23 protein-coding genes are annotated in these 20197 nt (G+C 35.9%); all 23 read left to right on the top strand.

Features of this window, described 5'->3' with window-relative positions:
* The first annotated feature begins 105 nt into the window (after positions 1 to 105).
* Positions 106 to 507 carry a (2Fe-2S)-binding protein gene (locus BMY18_RS05085; RefSeq protein WP_092451251.1) on the top strand — a complete coding sequence of 134 codons (402 nt, stop codon included), beginning with the start codon at positions 106 to 108 and terminating at the stop codon, positions 505 to 507.
* Positions 504 to 2114, top strand: a complete 1611-nt coding sequence (locus tag BMY18_RS05080; protein ID WP_092451249.1) for an FAD-dependent oxidoreductase — start codon at positions 504 to 506, stop codon at positions 2112 to 2114. Before BMY18_RS05085 ends, BMY18_RS05080 begins: the two co-directional genes overlap by 4 nt.
* The gene (locus BMY18_RS05075) at positions 2104 to 2439 is read left to right on the top strand and encodes a (2Fe-2S)-binding protein (protein ID WP_092451247.1); all 336 of its coding nucleotides are present in this window, start codon (positions 2104 to 2106) and stop codon (positions 2437 to 2439) included. Before BMY18_RS05080 ends, BMY18_RS05075 begins: the two co-directional genes overlap by 11 nt.
* A complete protein-coding gene (locus tag BMY18_RS05070) occupies positions 2432 to 3550 on the top strand; it encodes an NAD(P)/FAD-dependent oxidoreductase (protein ID WP_092451245.1) in 1119 nt (372 codons plus the stop codon). Before BMY18_RS05075 ends, BMY18_RS05070 begins: the two co-directional genes overlap by 8 nt.
* Before the next feature lie 119 nt (positions 3551 to 3669).
* Positions 3670 to 3897: a hypothetical protein gene (locus BMY18_RS21250; protein WP_092451243.1), complete on the top strand. Its 228-nt coding sequence runs from the start codon at positions 3670 to 3672 to the stop codon at positions 3895 to 3897.
* Between the two features lie 151 nt (positions 3898 to 4048).
* Complete coding sequence (locus BMY18_RS05060; RefSeq protein WP_092451241.1) at positions 4049 to 4873, top strand: helix-turn-helix domain-containing protein; 825 nt, start codon at positions 4049 to 4051, stop codon at positions 4871 to 4873.
* Positions 4874 to 5013: 140 nt separating this feature from the next.
* Positions 5014 to 6522 carry a methyl-accepting chemotaxis protein gene (locus tag BMY18_RS05055; RefSeq protein ID WP_092451239.1) on the top strand — a complete coding sequence of 503 codons (1509 nt, stop codon included), beginning with the start codon at positions 5014 to 5016 and terminating at the stop codon, positions 6520 to 6522.
* 373 nt (positions 6523 to 6895) lie between these two features.
* Entirely contained in the window at positions 6896 to 8239 is a 1344-nt protein-coding gene (locus tag BMY18_RS05050) for an APC family permease (RefSeq protein ID WP_092451237.1), read from the top strand.
* 223 nt (positions 8240 to 8462) lie between these two features.
* On the top strand, positions 8463 to 10181 hold the full coding sequence (locus BMY18_RS05045; protein ID WP_092451235.1) for a S8 family peptidase: 1719 nt from the start codon (positions 8463 to 8465) through the stop codon (positions 10179 to 10181).
* A gap of 257 nt (positions 10182 to 10438) precedes the next feature.
* Complete coding sequence (locus tag BMY18_RS05040) at positions 10439 to 10894, top strand: hypothetical protein (protein ID WP_092451233.1); 456 nt, start codon at positions 10439 to 10441, stop codon at positions 10892 to 10894.
* The gene (locus BMY18_RS20975) at positions 10891 to 11043 is read left to right on the top strand and encodes a hypothetical protein (RefSeq protein ID WP_170841292.1); all 153 of its coding nucleotides are present in this window, start codon (positions 10891 to 10893) and stop codon (positions 11041 to 11043) included. Before BMY18_RS05040 ends, BMY18_RS20975 begins: the two co-directional genes overlap by 4 nt.
* Positions 11033 to 11947 (top strand): ParM/StbA family protein, encoded by a 915-nt coding sequence (locus BMY18_RS05035; RefSeq protein WP_242940964.1) that lies wholly within the window; start codon positions 11033 to 11035, stop codon positions 11945 to 11947. The genes BMY18_RS20975 and BMY18_RS05035 overlap by 11 nt, the downstream gene beginning before the upstream one ends.
* Positions 11948 to 11967: 20 nt before the next feature.
* Entirely contained in the window at positions 11968 to 12408 is a 441-nt protein-coding gene (locus BMY18_RS05030) for a hypothetical protein (RefSeq protein WP_092451229.1), read from the top strand.
* 19 nt (positions 12409 to 12427) lie between these two features.
* Positions 12428 to 12610, top strand: coding sequence for a hypothetical protein (locus BMY18_RS05025; RefSeq protein WP_092451227.1), 183 nt, complete (start codon positions 12428 to 12430; stop codon positions 12608 to 12610).
* A gap of 234 nt (positions 12611 to 12844) precedes the next feature.
* Positions 12845 to 13015 carry a hypothetical protein gene (locus tag BMY18_RS20970; protein WP_170841300.1) on the top strand — a complete coding sequence of 57 codons (171 nt, stop codon included), beginning with the start codon at positions 12845 to 12847 and terminating at the stop codon, positions 13013 to 13015.
* 74 nt (positions 13016 to 13089) lie between these two features.
* Complete coding sequence (locus tag BMY18_RS05020; RefSeq protein WP_092451225.1) at positions 13090 to 14139, top strand: ATPase, T2SS/T4P/T4SS family; 1050 nt, start codon at positions 13090 to 13092, stop codon at positions 14137 to 14139.
* The gene (locus tag BMY18_RS05015; protein ID WP_092451223.1) at positions 14136 to 15620 is read left to right on the top strand and encodes a hypothetical protein; all 1485 of its coding nucleotides are present in this window, start codon (positions 14136 to 14138) and stop codon (positions 15618 to 15620) included. The genes BMY18_RS05020 and BMY18_RS05015 overlap by 4 nt, the downstream gene beginning before the upstream one ends.
* Positions 15621 to 15632: 12 nt before the next feature.
* The gene (locus BMY18_RS05010) at positions 15633 to 15974 is read left to right on the top strand and encodes a hypothetical protein (RefSeq protein ID WP_092451221.1); all 342 of its coding nucleotides are present in this window, start codon (positions 15633 to 15635) and stop codon (positions 15972 to 15974) included.
* 125 nt (positions 15975 to 16099) lie between these two features.
* Positions 16100 to 16252, top strand: a complete 153-nt coding sequence (locus BMY18_RS20965; protein ID WP_170841299.1) for a hypothetical protein — start codon at positions 16100 to 16102, stop codon at positions 16250 to 16252.
* A gap of 1 nt (position 16253) precedes the next feature.
* Positions 16254 to 16790, top strand: coding sequence for a hypothetical protein (locus tag BMY18_RS05005; protein ID WP_092451218.1), 537 nt, complete (start codon positions 16254 to 16256; stop codon positions 16788 to 16790).
* A gap of 3 nt (positions 16791 to 16793) precedes the next feature.
* Positions 16794 to 17411 carry a hypothetical protein gene (locus BMY18_RS21355; protein WP_242940963.1) on the top strand — a complete coding sequence of 206 codons (618 nt, stop codon included), beginning with the start codon at positions 16794 to 16796 and terminating at the stop codon, positions 17409 to 17411.
* An 89-nt stretch (positions 17412 to 17500) separates the two neighbouring features.
* Complete coding sequence (locus tag BMY18_RS04995; protein ID WP_092451217.1) at positions 17501 to 18142, top strand: hypothetical protein; 642 nt, start codon at positions 17501 to 17503, stop codon at positions 18140 to 18142.
* Positions 18143 to 18178: 36 nt separating this feature from the next.
* Positions 18179 to 20083, top strand: coding sequence for an InlB B-repeat-containing protein (locus BMY18_RS04990; protein WP_092451215.1), 1905 nt, complete (start codon positions 18179 to 18181; stop codon positions 20081 to 20083).
* Positions 20084 to 20197 lie beyond the last annotated feature (114 nt).

Below are 20197 nucleotides of genomic sequence, written 5' to 3'. Positions count from 1 at the left end.
CAAAAGTAATCTACAAAAGTAATCTGCAAAAGTAATATACAAAAATAATCTACAAAAGCAATCTACAAAAGCAATATACATAAGCTATCAAAGGAGATGATTTAAATGAGAATTCAAGAACATCCAATTTTAGGAGAACCTCAAAAAGGTAGATTAATAGAATTTACACATGATGGAAATGCGATGCAAGGGTTTGAAGGTGAACCGATTGCAGTAGCACTTAGAGCAGCGGGTGTTATGGCTCATAGACATACTAAGAAATATGATAAACCAAGAGGAATATTTTGTGCGATCGGAAGATGTACGGATTGTGTAATGGTTGTGAATGGGAAAGCAAACGTTAGAACTTGTATAACCTCACTTGAAGAAGGTATGACAGTAGAAACACAGTATGGTGTATCTGCGAAGAAACCTGAAAGCATATCTGAGAATAAGCCTGAAAACATATCTGAAGATTTATCCGAAAGCAAGATAGGAAACATACCTGAAAAGGAGGGGACAGTATGAAACGTTATGATTTAATCGTCGTTGGTGCTGGTCCTGCAGGGTTATCGGCATCAATCGAAGCAGCAAAAAGAGGTCTAAAGGTAGTAGTATTTGATGAAAATTCTAAACCAGGTGGACAACTATTTAAACAAATTCATAAATTCTTTGGTTCAAAGGAACACAAAGCTAAAATCAGAGGTTTTAAAATAGGTGAAGAATTACTTCTAGATGCGGCAGAGGCAGGCGTTGAAGTCGTATTAAATGCAATTGTAATCGGACTCTTTGAGGAAAAAGAAGTAACCGTAAAAATTGAGGACAAAATACATCATTTCAAAGCTGATTCAGTTATCATCGCAACTGGAGCTTCTGAAAATATGGTTACATTTGATGGATGGACACTTCCGGGTGTAATTGGTGCAGGAGCAGCGCAAACTATGATGAATCTTCATGGAATTATGCCAGGGAAGAAAATTCTTATGTTAGGCAGTGGAAATGTTGGCCTTGTAGTTAGTTATCAGTTATTACAGGCAGGTTGTGAAGTAGTCGCTATTTGTGATGCATCTCCTAGAGTTGGCGGTTATGGAGTGCATGCATCAAAGGTAGCAAGATGTGGCGTTCCTTTTTATATGTCAAACACAATTATCAAGGCAGAAGGTACAGAGTGCGTAACTGGTGTCACAATTGGTGAGGTAGATTCCACATGGAAGATCATACCTGGAACTGAGAAGCATTTTGACGTTGATACAATATGTTTGGCTGTAGGACTTTCCCCAATGTCTCAATTAGCTAATATGGCTGGATGTGATATGGAAGACAACCCTAAGAAAGCTGGTCTGGTTCCTATCGTAGATGAATATGGTGAAACTTCAGTTGCAGGAATCTTTGCAGCCGGAGATGTATCAGGGATTGAAGAAGCAAGTTCAGCGATGATTGAAGGAAGAATTACAGGTATTGCAGTAGCTTATAGACTTGGATTTATTGATAAACAAGAATTAGAAGATAAGGCGAAAGAATTAGAAGTCGCATTATTAAGCCTCAGACAAGGGATGTTTGCTCCTGAAAACAGAGGTAAGAAAATTGATAAAACTGAAGAAGGCTGTGATATATCTGAAAATTTATTGGAAAAAGGCTATATTGCAGAAGAAGAAATTGTTAGATTTCCTGGATTTACGAGATCAAATGGGACACATCCGGTAATTGAATGTACTCAAAATATCCCTTGTAATCCATGTCAGGATGCTTGTTCGAAGAAATGTATCAAAATAGGTGATAAGATTACTTCACTCCCAAGTATAGACGAAACTAAGACATGCTCAGGATGCGGACAATGTGTGGCTTCTTGTTCTGGACAGGCAATTTTTCTTGTAAATGAAGAATATGAAGTAGGATATGCATCCATAACGATGCCGTATGAATTTTTACCACTTCCAGTCATTGGCGACAAAGGTGTTGCACTTGATAGAAGTGGACATGAAGTATGTGAAGCTGAGGTAGTTAGTATAAAGACGGCTCCAGTATTTGATAAAACAAATTTATTAACGATTAAAGTACCAATCGAAATGGTTGATAAAGCTAGATTTTTTTCAGCTAAAGCGGACCACAGGAATGAGGTTAAAAATGGTAAATGACAGAAGTAGAGATATAGGAGAATTTGTTCCAGCACCAGATGATGATATGATCATATGTCGCTGCGAAGAGATTACAAAAGGTGAAATTAGAAGTGCTGTCCATGATGGAATGTATACGCTCACAGATATTAGAAGATTTTTAAGAACTGGAATGGGTCTTTGTCAGGGTCAGACATGTGCGAAGCTTGTAAAAGGAATTGTATCAAGAGAACTTGGCGTATCACCAGCTGATCTTGAACCAGCGACAGCCAGAGCTCCAATGAGGCCTATTGAAATGAAAGTAATGGCAAATGATCTCAACGAGGAGGTGGCTAAACATGAGTAATTATGCAGATGTTGTAATTATAGGAGCAGGTATAATTGGATGTAGTGCCGCTTACAATCTTGCAAAAAAAGGCTGTAGCGTTATTGTATTAGAGGCAAATGATAATATCGGTAATGGTGGCTCCACAAGAAATGGTGGTGGTGTTCGTCAATCAGGTCGTGATCCAAGAGAACTTCCTTTGATTATGTATGGTATTAAAAATATTTGGCCAACGTTATCAGAGGAGCTTGGTGTAAATGTAGAGTATTATCAGGAAGGTAACCTTCGTTTAGGTAAAACAGATGCGCATATAAAGACATTGCAGGGACTCACAAACAGCGCTGTTTCGTGTGGTTTGGATGTTAGAATGATTGGTCAAGATGAGGCGAAAGCGATTAATCCATTTTTATCAAATGAAGTATTAGGAGCTAGCTGGTGTCCAACAGATGGGCATGCGAATCCACTTCTTACAACGCTTGCGTATTATAGAAAAGCAAGACAACTAGGAGTTCGTTTTTTTACAGGTGAAAAAGTTGTTAAAATAAATAAAATCAAAGGTAAGGCTAGGCAAGTTGTAACTGAAAATAATGTATATGAAGGAGATAAGATTATTGTTGCAGCAGGTTTTGCAAGCAGATCTATATTAAATTCAGTAGGGATTGATGTCCCTATGGTACCGGTTCTTCTTGAGACGCTAGTAACCGAAGCGGTTGAACCAATGTTTTATCAGATGCTTGGTACTGCAGCAGCGGACTTTTATGGTCACCAAAGCACGCATGGTTCATTTGTGTTTGGTGTAAATTCAGGAATGGAGCCTTATGCAAAACCAGGTTCGCCAGTTAGTTCCTCATCTGCAGCTTCAATTGCATGTAGAGGAATTATGAGCTATTTTCCAGCACTTGCTGATGTTAAGATCGTTCGAACATGGGCAGGCTGGATGGATTCGTGTGCAGACCATGTTCCGGTAATTAGTGCAGTAGAGGAAGTACCTGGTTTAGTGGTTGCCTGTGGCTTTTCAGGACATGGTTTTGGAATATCACCAACAGTTGGATTACTTCTTTCGGAATTGGCAATGGATACGAAAACGACACTTGATTTGAAGGCATTGCGGTATGATCGGTTTTGCCGGTAAGGATTTATAATCGTTAATTTTTCTTGCCTTTCCTTCAAAGGCAGGGATTTATAATCGTTAATTTTTCTTGCCTTTCCTTCAAACAGCATAGGGCGCTGTTTTCAGCCGGTCTGCGAAAAATGAACGATTATAAATCTGGTTTTAAGGGCAGGAGAAAAGACAAGGGTAAAGACAAAGACAAAGGCAAAGACCAAGGCAAAGGCAAAGACAAAGGCAAAGGCAAAGGCAAAGATAAAGATAAAGATAAAGAGAGAAAGACAAAGAGACAAAGAGACAAAGAGACAAAGAGACAAAGAGACAAAGAGACAAAGAGACAAACAACGAGAGGGTTGAATTTTGATAATTAAATATTGACTTTATTCTATGGGTATTATAGAATTAACTTAAGGTACGAAGACGTTCTAATGTCTTTCGCACCTTTTTTTTTTGAAAAATTTTGAAAATTTATTATTGTTTTTATATTATAAAAAACTACTTTCCATGGAAGGAAGATGAATTATGAAACCAATTCAACCTTATTTTGTTATGTCAACGTTACATTATAAAAAGGGGATATCTATAAGTAGAGGTATCGCACATTTTTATAATTATTATCAGGATCCATCTAATGTGAATAATGTAATTGCGATTCCGGATGGATGTGTGGATATGTTATTTGAGAAAGATGATTGTGGACTTCGTGGAAAAGTTTGTGGAACTGTTCTTGAGAACACGGTTATAGATAATAAAAATAATAAGGAATATTTTGGGGTTCGATTTTTACCCGGCGTACTTCCGAGCATTGTAGATGCTTCGATGTCTGAACTTGTTGAAAACCAGATTGATTTAAATGATCTTATTTTAGATAAGGATTTACTTAATCGAATGGAAGAAGCCAGATCGATGCAAGATACAATCAGAATATTTCTTGCAAGCTATGATTCTTGTGTTGCTAAAAAGTCAATATCAAATAATCATGAAGGCGCAATTAAATTGGTAGAGTTTGTTAAAAATGAGATATTCAATTCCTATGGTAATATAAAAATTGAGGAAATTGCCGCAAAGACTGGTTATACTGCAAGATATATTAATCAATTATTTAATCAATTTGTAGGGATAAGTCCGAAGACATTTAGTAAAATCATAAAGTTTCAAAATGTAATTCAGGCAATTAATCGCAATTCATCATCAACACTTACACAACTCGGAATTGAGACTGGCTATTATGATCAATCCCATTTTATTAAGGATTTCAAGAAATTTGCTGCATTAACGCCTAAAGATTATAGGAAAATGATCATAGAACATGATTACAATCATCGTCTAGAGGTTATTGAAGTTTAAATAATTATGCAATAAGTTAAAGAAGGTTTGGTTCATTTTCAATTGGATTTTACAAACCAATACAAAAGAAAAATAGAATGATTTTCAAGCACGATTATACAGATAGGTGCTTAAGATTAAAAAGAGGGACGTGAATTTTTATGGAAAAGAATAAATTCCAAAATCAAAGGGGTGTCGCTAAGAAAGTATTTTTAGTAGGATTGTTGTTAATAGCTGCGGCTACGTTCACAGTTATCAATATTTTTTGCTTATTAGTTTTAAATGTAAAGACAGGATATCTATTGATTTCAATTTCGCTTGCATCACTACTAGCAATTCTGACAGATATCTATTTGGTATATAAGGTACATTTATATTGTAAAGCTTTAAATGAAAAAATAGAAAAAGAGAGCTTTGGTAGAAAAAGTTTGTTGCGAAATATTTCTTCTAATTCTGAACAAGTATCGCGAACATTAAATGACGTTGTAAAAACAATAAGCGATTCCTATCAGGCATTTGAGGAATTGACGCAAACAATTGAGAGTATATCGTTAAGTACAGATACGCAAGCAACGGTTACAAGAGATGGTGAAGATGCTGCTAATGAATTGGGTAAGGTAATCGATAATATTCAAAAATATATAACGACGATGAATGATGAAATTAAAAAAGTAATTGAACTAAAGGATGAAGGAAGTAAAACGATAGCGTTATTGACTGTAAAGACAGTATCAAGTGCTAATTCTATAAATGAGATTGATACATTGATTAATGAAACAAATATTAATGCGGTGAAGATTAGTGAAGCAAGTAGCATGATAAAGGGTATTTCCAGCCAGACAAATCTTCTTGCACTTAATGCAGCAATAGAAGCGGCCAGAGCTGGCGAAGCTGGAAAAGGCTTTGCAATTGTAGCAGATGAAATAAGAAAATTGGCGGAACAAACAACGGAGTCAGCTAAGAAAATAGATGAAATAGTAAATAACCTTCAATTCAAATCAAATAGTGCAGTAGAAACAATAAACGCTGTGAAGAAGGATTTTAGCGAGCAGTACTTAATGGTAGAAAAAACTGCAGAAAAATTTGGTGGAATCAATTATGAGATTGAGCAAGTTGTATTATCTATTGATAAGCTCAATGGATCGAGCCAAGATATGGATAAAAAGAAAGAGGAAATTCTTGAAATTATCCATAATTTATCTGCGATTGCACAGGAAAATGCGGCAGGCACGGAGCAAGCCGCCGCATCTACAGAAGAACTTACGAATTCGATGAGTGAAATTGTTGAGAAATCCAAAGAATCCATAAAGTTCGTGATAAATTCCATGAATGAAGTAGCAAACGCTTCTAGTGAGAATGGATGCTTTTTCTACAGACATGATACAAACGGTGTATTTAATCATATAAGCCCTTCAGTCACAACTGTTTTAGGATACACGGTTGAAGAATTTATGATAGATTTCACTACTTCTATGACAGATAACCCAATTAATGCAAAGGCTGAGGAGTACACAGCTTTGTCAATTCAGGGGATACAGCAACAACCTTATTATGTTGAAGTGAAGCATAAGAATAAAAGTGTAAGAATGCTTGAAGTAACTGAATTTCCAGTGTTTGGTGAAAAAGGTTTGGTTGAAGCGGTTGAAGGTCTTGCAATTGATATTACATAATAAGAGTAAACAAGAACAATTAAGAGCAGATAAGAACAGCTGAGCACAAATAAGAACAATCAAGAACAATTAAGTATAACGAACATATCAATAGACGTTTCATGCGTGTTGTTCCGATTTTTACAATGATGTCGTTCTAGATTTGCTATAATAAATCTAGAACGAAGCGTTAACTAAAATACAGCAGGATAAGTACAACACTAATGTGGTTTCCAAACACACTTGTGCTGCGCGATGATTAAAGAAAGCTGACGCTAACGTAGGTATACTACAAAAGAAAATTGGAAAATCTGAGCAAAGGTGCTCTGCTGAAAAGCAGAACACTTTTTTTTATTTCCAAATCCTAAAAATAAAAACGAAAGAGGATAATGCTATGGAAAAAAATGAAACTCAAGCAACATTGAAACGAACACTGAAAACGAATGATTTGATCATCTATGGATTGGTATTTATGATACCACTAGCACCAGCTGCAATGTATGGAATATTTTTGGAGCCATCCGGAGGAATGGTAGCGCTCTGCTATTTGATTGGTATGATAGCAATGTTTTTCACAGGAATGAGTTACAAAATCATGTCTCAGAAATATCCAATGGCAGGCTCAGTTTATGTATATGTGCAGAAGGGAGTTACACCTTCCCTTGGATTTTTGACTGGATGGTCAATCCTTTTGGATTATTTACTACTTCCAGCCACTGTAGTAATTATTGGTAGTTCTTTTGCAAATGCACTTATTCCATCTATACCTACATGGGCATGGGGGATTCTTTTCATAGCATTTAGTACATTTATTAATGTGGTAGGCGTTGACTTGATGTCTAAATGTAGCTGGATTTTATTCGCTTTACAGATGCTTGTTATTCTTATATTCGTGATATGCACCATTCGTCTATGGATTAACGGTACTGTGAATTTCAATGCGATTTCTTTTTACAATCCTGGTCATTTTGAAATGTCTGGTATACTTCAAGCAACTGGAGTCGTTATCTTAAGTTACCTTGGATTTGATGCAATCAGCACACTCGCTGAAGAAACGATTAATCCAGAAAAAGCAGTTGGTAAGGCAATTATCGCTTCTATTTTGATAATCGGTGCAATCTTTATCGTAATTACATTTTTTGCAGGCCTTGCTTATCCAAACTATCAAGATTTGGATGTGGACACAGCATTTATACAAATCGTACAATATGTTGGTGGTACATGGTTCACTGTATTGACCACAATCACACTTGTTTTATCATTTGGTATTGCAACATGCCAGGCTTCTCAAGCGGCAGTGGCAAGAGTGTTTTTCGCAATGGGCAGAGATGGTGTATTACCTAAGCAACTTGGTTATATCAGCAAAAAGTATCAAACACCTGTTGTTGCCATTGTATTTGTAGGATTGGTTATTACACCACTTGCGATTTTTAGCTCTTTGGAAATAATTTCAACACTTGTTAGCTTCGGGGCATTGGTCGGCTTCATCTTACTTAACATTGCAGTCATTTGGAAATTTTTCATTAAAGATAAAGATGCAAAAAGGACGGACGTTAAATTTATTCTAAAATATCTTGCATATCCTTTGATTGGTCTGCTAGTAACACTGTGGATATTTACAAATCTTGGAATAAATGCACATGTTGTAGGAACTATCTGGCTTGTTGTAGGATTTCTATATCTGCTAGGAGTTACGAAATTCTTTAGTAAACCAGTTCCTCAGTTGGATATTGAGTAACATTTAAAGGAATTCATATTTTATAAATATCAAAGCAACTGCCGGTAAAATCTTCGGCAGTTGTTTTTTTGTTTTGATGGGACTAACAGCGCAGTATATATATTTTTGTAATTTCAAATTTATAATTTTAGAAGCATAATTATATTTAATATCTATCTAATATTTTCTATAATTCGAAGTTGCATAATATAATGTAATAATAATCACAATCAAGTAGGTAAATATGGCATCAACCCTAGCGGAACAAAAAAAAGAAAATCTTCTTAATATAAGTATGCAAGCGACAGAGGAAGAACGAGAAAAATCGATTGCTTTAAACACAGGGTACAATAAAGAAGAAAAAACCTGGGAGCTTATTGTAAAGTACAATGGTGCAATTGCAGAATTGGAAAAAAAATATAAGGATATAACTGTTGTAAGACTGATAAATGAATATGCAATTCTTACCGTTCCCGAGCATTTGGTTGATCTCATAGCTGCTGAAACGATGGTAGAATATGTGGAAAAACCGAAAAGGTTGTATTTTCAGTTAGCCTTTTCAAAATCAGTTTCATGTATCAATTCGTTGCAAAGTGGTGAAAATAATCCGAATAGTTTATATGGTAGGAATGTAATTGTAGGGATTATTGACACGGGAATTAGCATTGAAAATCCTGAATTTAGAAATCCTGATGGAACGACAAGAATTCTGGAAATTTGGGATCAGACAATTATTGGAACACCACCATATAATTACAAGATTGGGACCACATATTCAAGGGAGCAGATTAATCAAGCCCTAAAGGCGACGTCTGCGCAAGAAAGAAGAAAACTTGTACCAACGTCTGACATTCAAGGGCATGGTACTTCTGTTGCAGAAATCGCCTGTGGAAATAGTGGCGTAGCATCTAAAAGTGACATTATCATAGTGAAAATGGGACTCGCTGGCGAAACATCATTTCCAAGAACGACGCAGTTAATGCAGGCCGTCGATTATGTGATTCGAAAAGGAATTGATTATCAAAAGCCAGTGTCTATCAATCTAAGCTTTGGGAATAATTATGGAAATCATAATGGAAGTTCATTGATTGAAACTTATCTCGATGATATCTCGAATTATTGGAAGACAGTCATATGTGTAGGAAGTGGAAATGAAGCGGGAGGGGCAACTCATACCAGCGGGATTTTAGATGATAATGAAGAATATATCGTTGAGTTTGCGATAAGTGAATATGAATTATCGATTAGTCTTCAGATTTGGAAATCCTATTGGGATGAGGTGAATATTGAATTGATTACACCATCAGGAAAAACATTAGGTCCAATACTATCAACGAATCAGATAAATCGGTTTTATTCTGAAAAAACCCAGATTCTAGCTTACTATGGAGAACCAAGTCCATATAGCGTAATGCAAGAAATTTTCTTGGATTTTATTCCTACGAAAGATTACATAGACTCAGGTATTTGGAAAATAGTCCTTATACCTAAAAAAATAAAAAATGGTAACTTCAATATGTGGCTACCAGCAATCGGTGCCATTAACGTGGGAACAGGATTTTTAAACCCCAACCCATCCATGACATTTACAATTCCATCTACCGCATCAAAGGTTATCTCTGTTGGCGCATATGACGCTTATAATAGTAGTTATTCTAATTTTTCTGGAAGAGGTTATGTGGCACAAATTGGCGGCGAAACAGTGGTTAAACCCGATATTGTTGCACCAGGTCAGAATATTTTGCTTACAGGTGGCGGCAAATCGACAAGAGTGACGGGTACTTCCTTTGCTACGCCATTTGTGACTGGGTCGGCAGCGTTGTTGATGGAATGGGGGATTGTGAAGGGGAATGATGCGTTTCTTTATGGAGATGGCTGTGAGATAATAGGACTAAATCAAAGGAAACCTAGATTATATGGGGGTCCCACTGGGTTAGTCCAATTTTTTTTATTAAATATGTAACATCAAATTTGCTTGTATTTATCAGAGTTAAGACCGATTATCAACATAAATCAATCCGTCTTATTGATACTCTGATATCAAAGGAGGGATGAACATAAGGACTGAATCAGTTCTGGCTGACAAGCTAGTTTACTGCTTTGGTCCTTTATCATTATAAGGAGGACAAGCAATGAATCAGAAAGAACTGATACAGTACCAATGCATCAAATATCAAAAAATAACTTCTGTTTGTGAAACTTCGGTCGGAGGTGTAACAGATGGAAATCGACTTTTTAAATGTAAATATTAATAGTGAAGAAGAGCTAATTGAATTTGTAAATAACCTCAATATTGATATTGAATTTGCAAACATAACCAGGTCCAAAGAAGAGCAACAGCATACGTTAGATTTGAATTTTCTACTAAAAAAGTATAGAAAAATCAAATCAGAGGAAGGCGCAAAAGGTTTTCGAGTACAACATGATTGTAAATATTGTTTGTATTATGAAAGACCAAGAAGATGTTTTGAAACAGAGAAATGTCCATTAGATGAAGATGGAGGATTGAAACCTATACTTGAGCCAAAGAAATGTATTAGAGATAAGGATGGTAATTGTCCATATGGTAGAGTAATTGAAACTTGTATAGGTTACTGCATGAAAGACATTGTTGAAGAACATAGGAAACACTGGTTATTTCGGTACACAGAGATGGCAGTGAGGAAAAAGCAATGAATATTGTAATATTAATCACAATATTCGTGGTTGGGTTCATTTTACTAGTGTTGTATTCTCTCATAAGAGTTTCATCGGAGGCTGAAAGATATTATGAAAAGTTGGATCAAGAAAATCAAATTAAGGAGAAAAAACAAAATGGAAAATAACAACATTGAAGTAATTGGTATAGATCATGGTTGGGCCAATATTAAGAGTGTTTCACAAATTTTTTCGTCGGCAGTAGATGAGATTACGACAGAGCCGGCATTATTTGATAATATCCTTGAGTATGAAAGTAAATTTTATAGTATAGGTGGTAAGAGGCTAGAGGTAAAGAATACCAAGGTGGAAGATAATAATTATTATCTACTTACTCTTGCAGCTATAGCAAAGGAACTGGATAGACGAGGTATGAAAAATGCAAATGTACTTCTTGCAGTAGGGCTTCCACTTACAAGATTTGGTGCGGAAAAGCAGGATTTTATTGATTATCTGTCAAGAAAAAAGCAGGTAACTTTCCGGTTTGGGAAAAAGACCTATAATATTACAATTTTTAGAGTATCTGTATTTCCACAGTGTTACGCTGCTGTCACAGATCAGATATCAGAGTATGTAAGAAAGAGAGTGGTGGTTGATATTGGTTCCTGGACAATTGATATTATGCCAATAGAGGAAAAAATGCCGGATGAATCAAGATGTCATACAGTAAATGAGGGCCTTATTACCTGTATGCGCTCAATTAAAGATGAATGTACCAGACAGTTAAATGGAACGATAGAAGAAAGTGAAATTAAATATGTAATGATGACTGGCAAGAGTGATATTGATGCTAAATACTTTGCGATTATGGAAGCGGAAATCAAGAAATTTGCAACAAGTGTTTATCACAAACTAATCGAATACGGATACAATTTGGAAACGACTCCAATTACATTTGTTGGTGGTGGAGCAACAGTTATGAAACTTTTTGGTGGTTTAAAACAGAAGAATATTGAATATATCGAAGATGTGAAAGCCAATGCCAAAGGGTATGAAAGACTTGCAAAAATGTTTCTTAATAGTAGACGATGAGAAGGATAGGGGGCTTTGATATGGCTAAGAAGGACAGTGGAAATTACCATAATTTTCGACTGAGCAAGAGCAATGCACAGCATGTTAGAGTGGACAAAGTATTACGAGATTTGAATCCTGCTTTTGTGAAATCGAAGAATCAATATATTGCAGATGCAATTGACTATTATACGAGGGCACTTGATAACGATGATTTAACTATGAGTGGAGCTACGGCAAGCGCAAAAAAAGGTAGTTATATTACACGCGGAGAGTTGGATGAAATCAAGCGTGAAATTAGGGATAACGTAATGATAGAGGTTCAAAAGGAAATGCTTGCACTATTGGGAACATTCACCGGAAAGATGGCAACAACACTTCCTATCGTAGTACAGCAATCAGCTATGCGTAGTGCGGAAACAAAGGAATATGGTGTGGAAGCAGATGATACCATTAATGGATTAGCATCCAAGTGGGGCTAAAGAAAAGGAGGAACTCATTATGTTAAGGAGATTTTTCAGCTGCCTTTTATGGTTTTTAGGAATGATATTAAAAGGGGCTTTGAAAGTTATACTGACAGTATTTCAATTTACATTGGAACTGTTGAAGATTATGTTGTTGCTATCTGGACTAGTAATGAGGCTGTTTCTTGCATTTGTTAGAGCTGGAACACCACAAAGGTAATAAACTGATAAGGAGAGATAAGATGCATTTTATACGGGATAAACCATTGGATGTCTCCGTGTAACCGAATAGTAAGTCGAAGGACTTCCCAACTGTATAGTGGATAGGTTTGATACGGAAACAACCAAGCCTATCTCTTACAGAAAAGGGATAGGTAACAAGGAACAGCTACTTTATTGCAGGCTGTTCTTTTTTAACTTAAAACGACAAATAAGAAAGAATGAGGAATTGAAAATGAAAGAGATTTTTGAACAATATGGATCAGTAATTATAGCAGCAGTAGCAATCAGTGCGTTAGTAGCAATCATCGTAATACTTTTAGCAACAGATGGAGTAGTAGCAAAGTCATTTAAGGACTTAATTACCAACTTTTTCAACAGAGCATCTAGCACAATTACAGGTTAATCAGGCAGGAGAGAGAGTCGTACAAAATTGTTTAGCAAAGAGGGGATAATCACCCCTCTTAGAAAGGAGAAATTATGGAACATAGTACAAAATGGGAATTGGTGCCCGCGCATTTCGGTCCGCTTTGGTCATATGTTGAGGATGATGAAATTACGGATATTGACTTTAATGGCAGAGATTTGTGGATTACCAATACTGCAAATGAAAGAATCAAAGTGGAAGAACATGGTGTTACAAAGGAATTCATTGAGAAGTTTAGCCATTATATTGCCAATAACGTAAGTAAAGCATTTAACAAGGTGGAAAATCTGTTAGAGGCAGATACGGATACTCTTCGAATTAGCATTGTACATGAGTCTTCTGCTATTTCTGGAAGATCAGTATGTATTAGAAAAACGCTCCCAATCGTTCGAATGACGAGGGAAAGCATAATAGCAGATGGATATTGCAGTAAAGAAGTATTAGAACTTCTTACAAATTGTGTGAAAGCACGAATGAATTTTGTTTTCTGTGGAGAGCCGGGAGTTGGAAAGACAGAAGGAATCAAATTCTTTTCACAGTATATTCCTTGCAATGAAAGAGTCATCACCATTGAAGATACGCCGGAACTTCATTATTGTGAGATAAATCCGGATAAGGATTGTGTGGAATTAATGGTGTCGAAAGAATTCAGTTATACGAAGGCAATCAAGACAAGCCTTCGTCAGAATCCAAAGTGGCTGATGTTATCGGAAGCCCGATCCGTAGAAGTGAAGTATCTGTTAGAAAGTTGGTCTACAGGAATCCGCGGATTTACAACTATTCATACGGATGATGTAAGAAAAATACCGGATCGAATTCTGAATATGCTTGAGAGTAGGATGGACGCTGACCGAATGGAAAATGATATTTATATGTTTATTGATGTAGGAATCTTGATTCGAAAGAAACAGATGGAGGATGGAAAGGTACGAAGATATATCGACCAGGTGTGTTTCTTTTACAGAGAGGATGGTAAAAATATGACATTTCCAGTGGTGCTAAATGGAAAGCTGATAGATAAGAACTTTCCGAAGCCGATGATAGAGAAGTTTGAACGAATGGAGATTACTCCATTTATAGATGAAGGAGAGGAACGTCAATGAAGAAAAAGAGTGGACTAAGATATCTTAGATACCGGAATCTGACCCAGGAGCTGGCAAAGTACGGATATGAGTATACACCAAAGAAAGCCATTGTAGCTTATGGAATGATAGTGCTGTTGGCAGCAATTTTAGGATTGCTTTATAAACTGCAGCTTCCCTATATTGCTGCGATTGGAATGATTGGAATAGTATTTTTGCCAATGGTCATTTTACAGGCCATGAAAGGCAGGTATCATACCATCATGTTTTCCTTAGCAAATAATTATATGGAGCAGTTTTTGTATTCCTTTAAACGTAGTGGAACCGTTTTGAATGCATTATTAGAAACGGTAACAATTTTTGATGAGGGGATATTTCATGAGGTATTAGTAAAAGCCATTGAACATATTCAGTATGTAACAGACAGTGAAGATCCAGAAAGAGAAGCGTTGAATATAATAGGTGAGTTTTTTCACTGCGAAAGAATTGATGCAATGCATTCCTTTGTAATCGACGCCCAAAGAAGAGGTGGGGATGCAAATAATAGCATTTCACTTCTGGCAAAGAATAGAACTATGTGGGCAGAAAGAGTAATGAGTCTTCAAAAAGAATTTCAAATAGTAAAACGAAATATTATGATTGCATTGGTTGCAACTATGCTGATTTGTATTTTGCCCCTATATCTGCTTGGTGGAGATTTAGATATTAGTTCTATTCCACTATGCCAGATATCCGCAGTAGTGCTAATCGGAATCTGTATGCTGATTTATGTGAAGGCAGATAAAAAGCTTTGTAGAAGCTGGATTGAAAAAGAAGTGGATAGCACTGGAATAGGGAAGAAATATCTTCAGGTTAGAGATTACGATGAAGTAAAGGAAGCAAAGAGTAGCCAAAAGATGGCTATCATTCCTACAATCCTTTTTATTGGTGCATTTGTTTGTTTTAAGAATATAGCAATCCTAGTAACCGGAGTGGTAGTTGTGTTGTTTTTCCTAAATCAGCATAAAATCGGTCATAAGCTTGCCAAGAAAAAGGTGACGAGGGAGATCGAAAAGCAGTTTCCTAATTGGTTAATGGAAGTGGCGCTATTATTACAGACAGACAATGTGCAGATGGCAATTCGTAAATCAATAGAGAGTGCTCCAGAGGTATTGGTGTATGCATTGGAAGAATTGATTGATCAGTTAGAGGAAAATCCGAATGGAATTGAACCTTATCACAGGTTCTTGAAAGAATATCGAAATCCCGATGTACAATCAGCCATGAAAATGTTATTTGCACTATCTAGTGGAAATGCAGGGGATGTAACGAAGCAGGTGGAAGAGTTGATTGACCGTAACAATGCAATGATGGATAAGGCGGAGAAGTTAGAGCAAGAAGATAAGATAGCAGGAATGAAGGTATATATCTTATTACCATCACTATTAGCATCATTAAAGTTGATGGTGGACATGGCACTGCTATTAGTAGTGTTCCTTCAAAACCTGACTTTTGGAATGTAGGAGGGAGAGACTATGAGTACAACAATAAAAACATATGTGGGCATTTTCATACTCCTATTATCTGTATTTTCTATGGCTGGAGTGATGTCAGCTAGTATTGATGCAAACAATGCAAGAGACTTTCACGCTTCTGTAATGGCAGAAATAGAAGATTCTAATTTCGCACCAAGTGTTATTGGCGCCTGTAAAACGCAGGCAACAAATGCAGGATATGAATTATTAATTGATAGTAACAGCGTGGTCAAGGATGAAGATGGGAAACCGACATTAATGGAAGTGATTTTAAAATATCAATATCACATTGATTTCTTTGGTGTAGTAAGTGCTCAGCAAATCCGTGGGTTTGCAAGATAGGAGGAAGAGACTATGAAGATGATTATGGAGCAGTTTGGAAGTAGCATTATTTATGCCATTGCAGGAAGTGGGATGGCAGCAATTCTGATTGCCTTTTTAAAGGTAATCAGTAGTTAGGAGGCAAGATGCAAGAAATAATTGAAGAATATGGAGAATTTATTATTGATGCTGTAAGTGGTGTGCTTCTTTTGGGCATCCTAGTTTACTTCTTTTTGGGTTCTCCAATGACCTCATTGATACAGAAATTTATCATAAGTGTGTTAGGAGGCGGTATGTAGAATGAAAGAAATATTTCATGAATTTGGAACAATCATTATTTCCATTATTACAGCAGTACTTGTGATAGGAATTTTATTTGGAATCTCTGTTTCAGGTAACCATGGAATTCTAATAATTGCAGGAGCTTCTACAAACAAGGAAATGATAGACTATACGACATACAGTGATTTTGATGCAGTAGTTATGTGGCATAAACGTAGCAAACCGGAGGTGGCCTATACGTCCACTTTTGGAAGATTCTTTGCAATCGAAAATGCTAATTTTTTGAATCGGTATAATGCAAAGGATATGGAAGGTGTGATTTACCCAATGGATAAAGTTATCCTTGCAAAGTTATTTACAGATACGATGTTTGGTAAGGTTTTAGATATCAGAAAAGTAGATGGAATAAGTGTGATGAGCTTATACTCGGCTATTGATGGAAGTGTCCATTTTGCAAGTGCAGGAATTTATGAGGTCTATTTTCAAATCAGAGACAGGGAAAACCTGACCAGTGTCTGGAAAATACCGATTGCAGTGGATGAGAGGAGGGATTAGTAGGTGAAGAATGTATTTTTAGGATTTGGTATTACCATTTGTTCCATCATATCCATTGTAATCATCATGACCCTTTGTGGAACCAATATGAGACAAAATGAGCTGAATGATGCCGTGGACAGTGCGTTAAAGGATACGGTAGAAAATCAGTTTGATGACACAACCTATTCAGTAAACAGTAATGACGAGTTTGTGGCTGATTTTATAGAAGCTTTGTTGATTCAGATTAATTCTGACAGTACAATAACGGTAAATGTATTGGGAGTTGATTATGAAAAAGGATTATTGAGCGTAGAAGTGATTGAAAGCTATAAGCATCCAAACGGTAACATTGGTGCTGTATCCGCTATGAAAACTGTAATATTTGAACAAGATACAAATAATAGTTCTTCAGTAACAGACGAACAGGTTAAGATTACTTATTTACTTGCTGACAATATCATATACAAAGAATTTACCGTTAAGAAAGATTCTGATATAATAATACCACAGAATCCTTCAATGAATGGAAAAACGTTCCTTCAATGGAATGTAAATGGTTCAAGATACACTTTAACAGATAAGGATAATCATAAGGTTAAAGCAACAGGAAATATATCCTTAGTGGCTGTTTTTAAATAATGCAAACATTTATAATAGAATTATTAGCAATGAAATCATTTAGCAGTATCTAGAAATCTAAAAATAACCTATTAAGGGAGAATATTATTATGAAAAAAATCAAAATTATACTTTTAACATTATTATCAATTTTTATAATATGCTTATGTATCGCAAAAGTAGGTAGTTCAAATTCAACAAAGGCTGACAGCCAACTAGTTTCTGAAAACAGCCAGGAAATAACTGAAGACGGGAATGCAATAATAACAGCAAGTTCTGATGGAATTATGAATCAAAATTCGAGTGAAAGTACTACAGAGGAGATCCAAGTTGCTGTAGTACAAAACACAGAAGAACCAACTCAAGAGGCAGTGCCAAAACCAACTCGGGAGAATCAGGTGCTGACTCAGGAGAAAACTCAGGAGCAAACTCAGGTGCAAACGCAGGAGACAACACAGGAGCAAACACAGGCGCCTACTGAAGCACCAACTCAGGCATCAACAGAAGCTCTTGTAAAAACTACAAATAATTGCCCGTATACTTTGTACACAATTACAACCAGATATGTAGAAAATGGATTAGCCGGATCACTTGAATATATTGGATATTATTATTCAAACAATGAGCAGACTCAAGCTGAAATCGCAGTAGCAATGCAATTATATAAAATGGGATATATCAATAATATGTGGGTTAACGTGGGTGATTATGATGATCATAGAAAGGTAGCTTTTGCATATTACTGGAAATAGTTTTATATAAAGATTTATAATTTATATGGAGGGATAATGAGAAAAAAGAGATATTATTTATCATTAGTTATAATAGCATTATATTTTTTGTTAAATCAGCATCAAATGATATATGCAGAAGAAATAAATGAACTTGATTATAGAAGATTAATTTATATCAATGAAAATGGCGGGAGTGGTGCTTCGGCTAAATGGATGTATACAATTGATTCTGGTGGTGAGAATGATTGGGAAACAGCAGGCTCATGGTGGAATGGTTTAGGTGCAGGTGGAAAATATATTGATAGCACAGGAAATTGGCACATTATTCAAGATTTTTCAAATTCATATACAAATCAAATACAAATTGGAGAAATGTTTTTTCAACGTGTAGATTGTGTTGGAATCACCCCACGATTGTTATTATCAACACCATCACGTTATGGATATGATTTTGCCGGATGGACAATTGATAATGGAAGAACTGGTGAAGCGCATGATGGATATACTGCTTTTAATGTTGGATGTTATGCCGGGAATAATTTAACATTTACTGCACAATGGACTCCATGGGAAAATCCTACACCAATTCAAAGATTTCCGATTGACTTAAATTCTTATTTAGATAATGAGCAACACTGGGATTTAAGTAGCTTTGGAACAGCGGATGTATATATTAACGAAATAAAAGTTGCTGATGATGTCGAAGATTATTGTCAAACTGATTTTTTAACAGGAACAACATATATGATTAATGATATTAAAGCAAAGCCTGGGTACGCATATACCGGGCCTACTTTTTTTAGTGGAACATTAACCGATAATGGTGCCTGGTTATGGCCCACATTTGTGACATTAGTCACGTTTGATGTAAATGCTTATTTTAACGGAATAGAACAAGGATATCTTAGCCCCTGGGGGACAGCTGATGTATATATTAATGGTAATAAAGTTGTAGAAGATGGAGCCGATTACTATAATGTTAATCTTTCAAAAGGATCTAATTTCCTAGTAAATGATATTAAAGCTAATTTTGGTTATGATTACACCGGACCTGCATCATTCAGTGGCACATTAACAGCTCCATATACGTCTGTGGCATTACCATTTCAATTAAGTACATTTACGATTCAATTTGATGCTAATGGGGGACAAGGTTCTATGAATAGTATTGTTTTGAACAGCACTTTGTTAGAAAATCTACCGTCAAATACATTTACCAAAGCTACTACTTCAGGTCAAAGTAAATTTATTGGGTGGAGCAAAGATAAAAACGCTACAGTAGCCTCATATAAAGAAAATGGAAAGTTCACATTTACTTCAGGAGAAAGTATAATTACGCTTTTCGCTATTTGGGATGATTGTCCTGTAATTACAGCAAAAGACAGGTATTATACATTGTATGAAGCTAAAAATGGTATCATAACGCAGGCTAATTTACTAACAACAGTAACGGCAACGGATGACAAAGACAGTAATATTGTACAGAATTTAAAAGTTGCCGACTTTAATCCAAATGAATTTATTCAGTTCACATCAAAAGGCTCATCATTAGTTAAATATCAGGTAACAGATAGCGCAAGTAATACATCTAGTGTCACTGCTACAGTGTATATTGTGGATACAGATGATTCTAAGAAAGGTGATATTGATTCAGATGGAACGAAGACTTATGTGAGATCTATTGGTAAGAAGTATCTCATGGCAGACGCGGAGAATGGTGGATTGGAAGAAACATCAGTATGGAGGACAGATTCCCAATATAATATTTTGTTAGTGGAAATTCTTAACAATACAAAAAAGGAAGATGGTAAATGGGGAAGTATGGCGCAGACATGGGAGTTTACAAGTCAGAATGTTGAAAAGGTAAAAGAGTATATTGGTAGATCTGGGATCGGGAACGCAAAACATGAGGATTCATTAGATCGGTTTTTAACAATATATAACTTTTGCAAAAAGTAAATAAGAAATGCAAAGAAGATCAAGTGAAAATATGAATATTGAATTGTACATTAGCCGAGGACAATCCCCGGTTTTTTTAATGCCTAAAAATGACGAAGCATGACTTCATCAAGA

The organism is [Clostridium] fimetarium (assembly GCF_900111235.1).
Lineage (GTDB): Bacteria > Bacillota > Clostridia > Lachnospirales > Lachnospiraceae > Clostridium_N > Clostridium_N fimetarium.
Note: the sequence above shows the minus strand (reverse complement) of the source record. Positions and strands in the feature narration are given on the sequence as shown.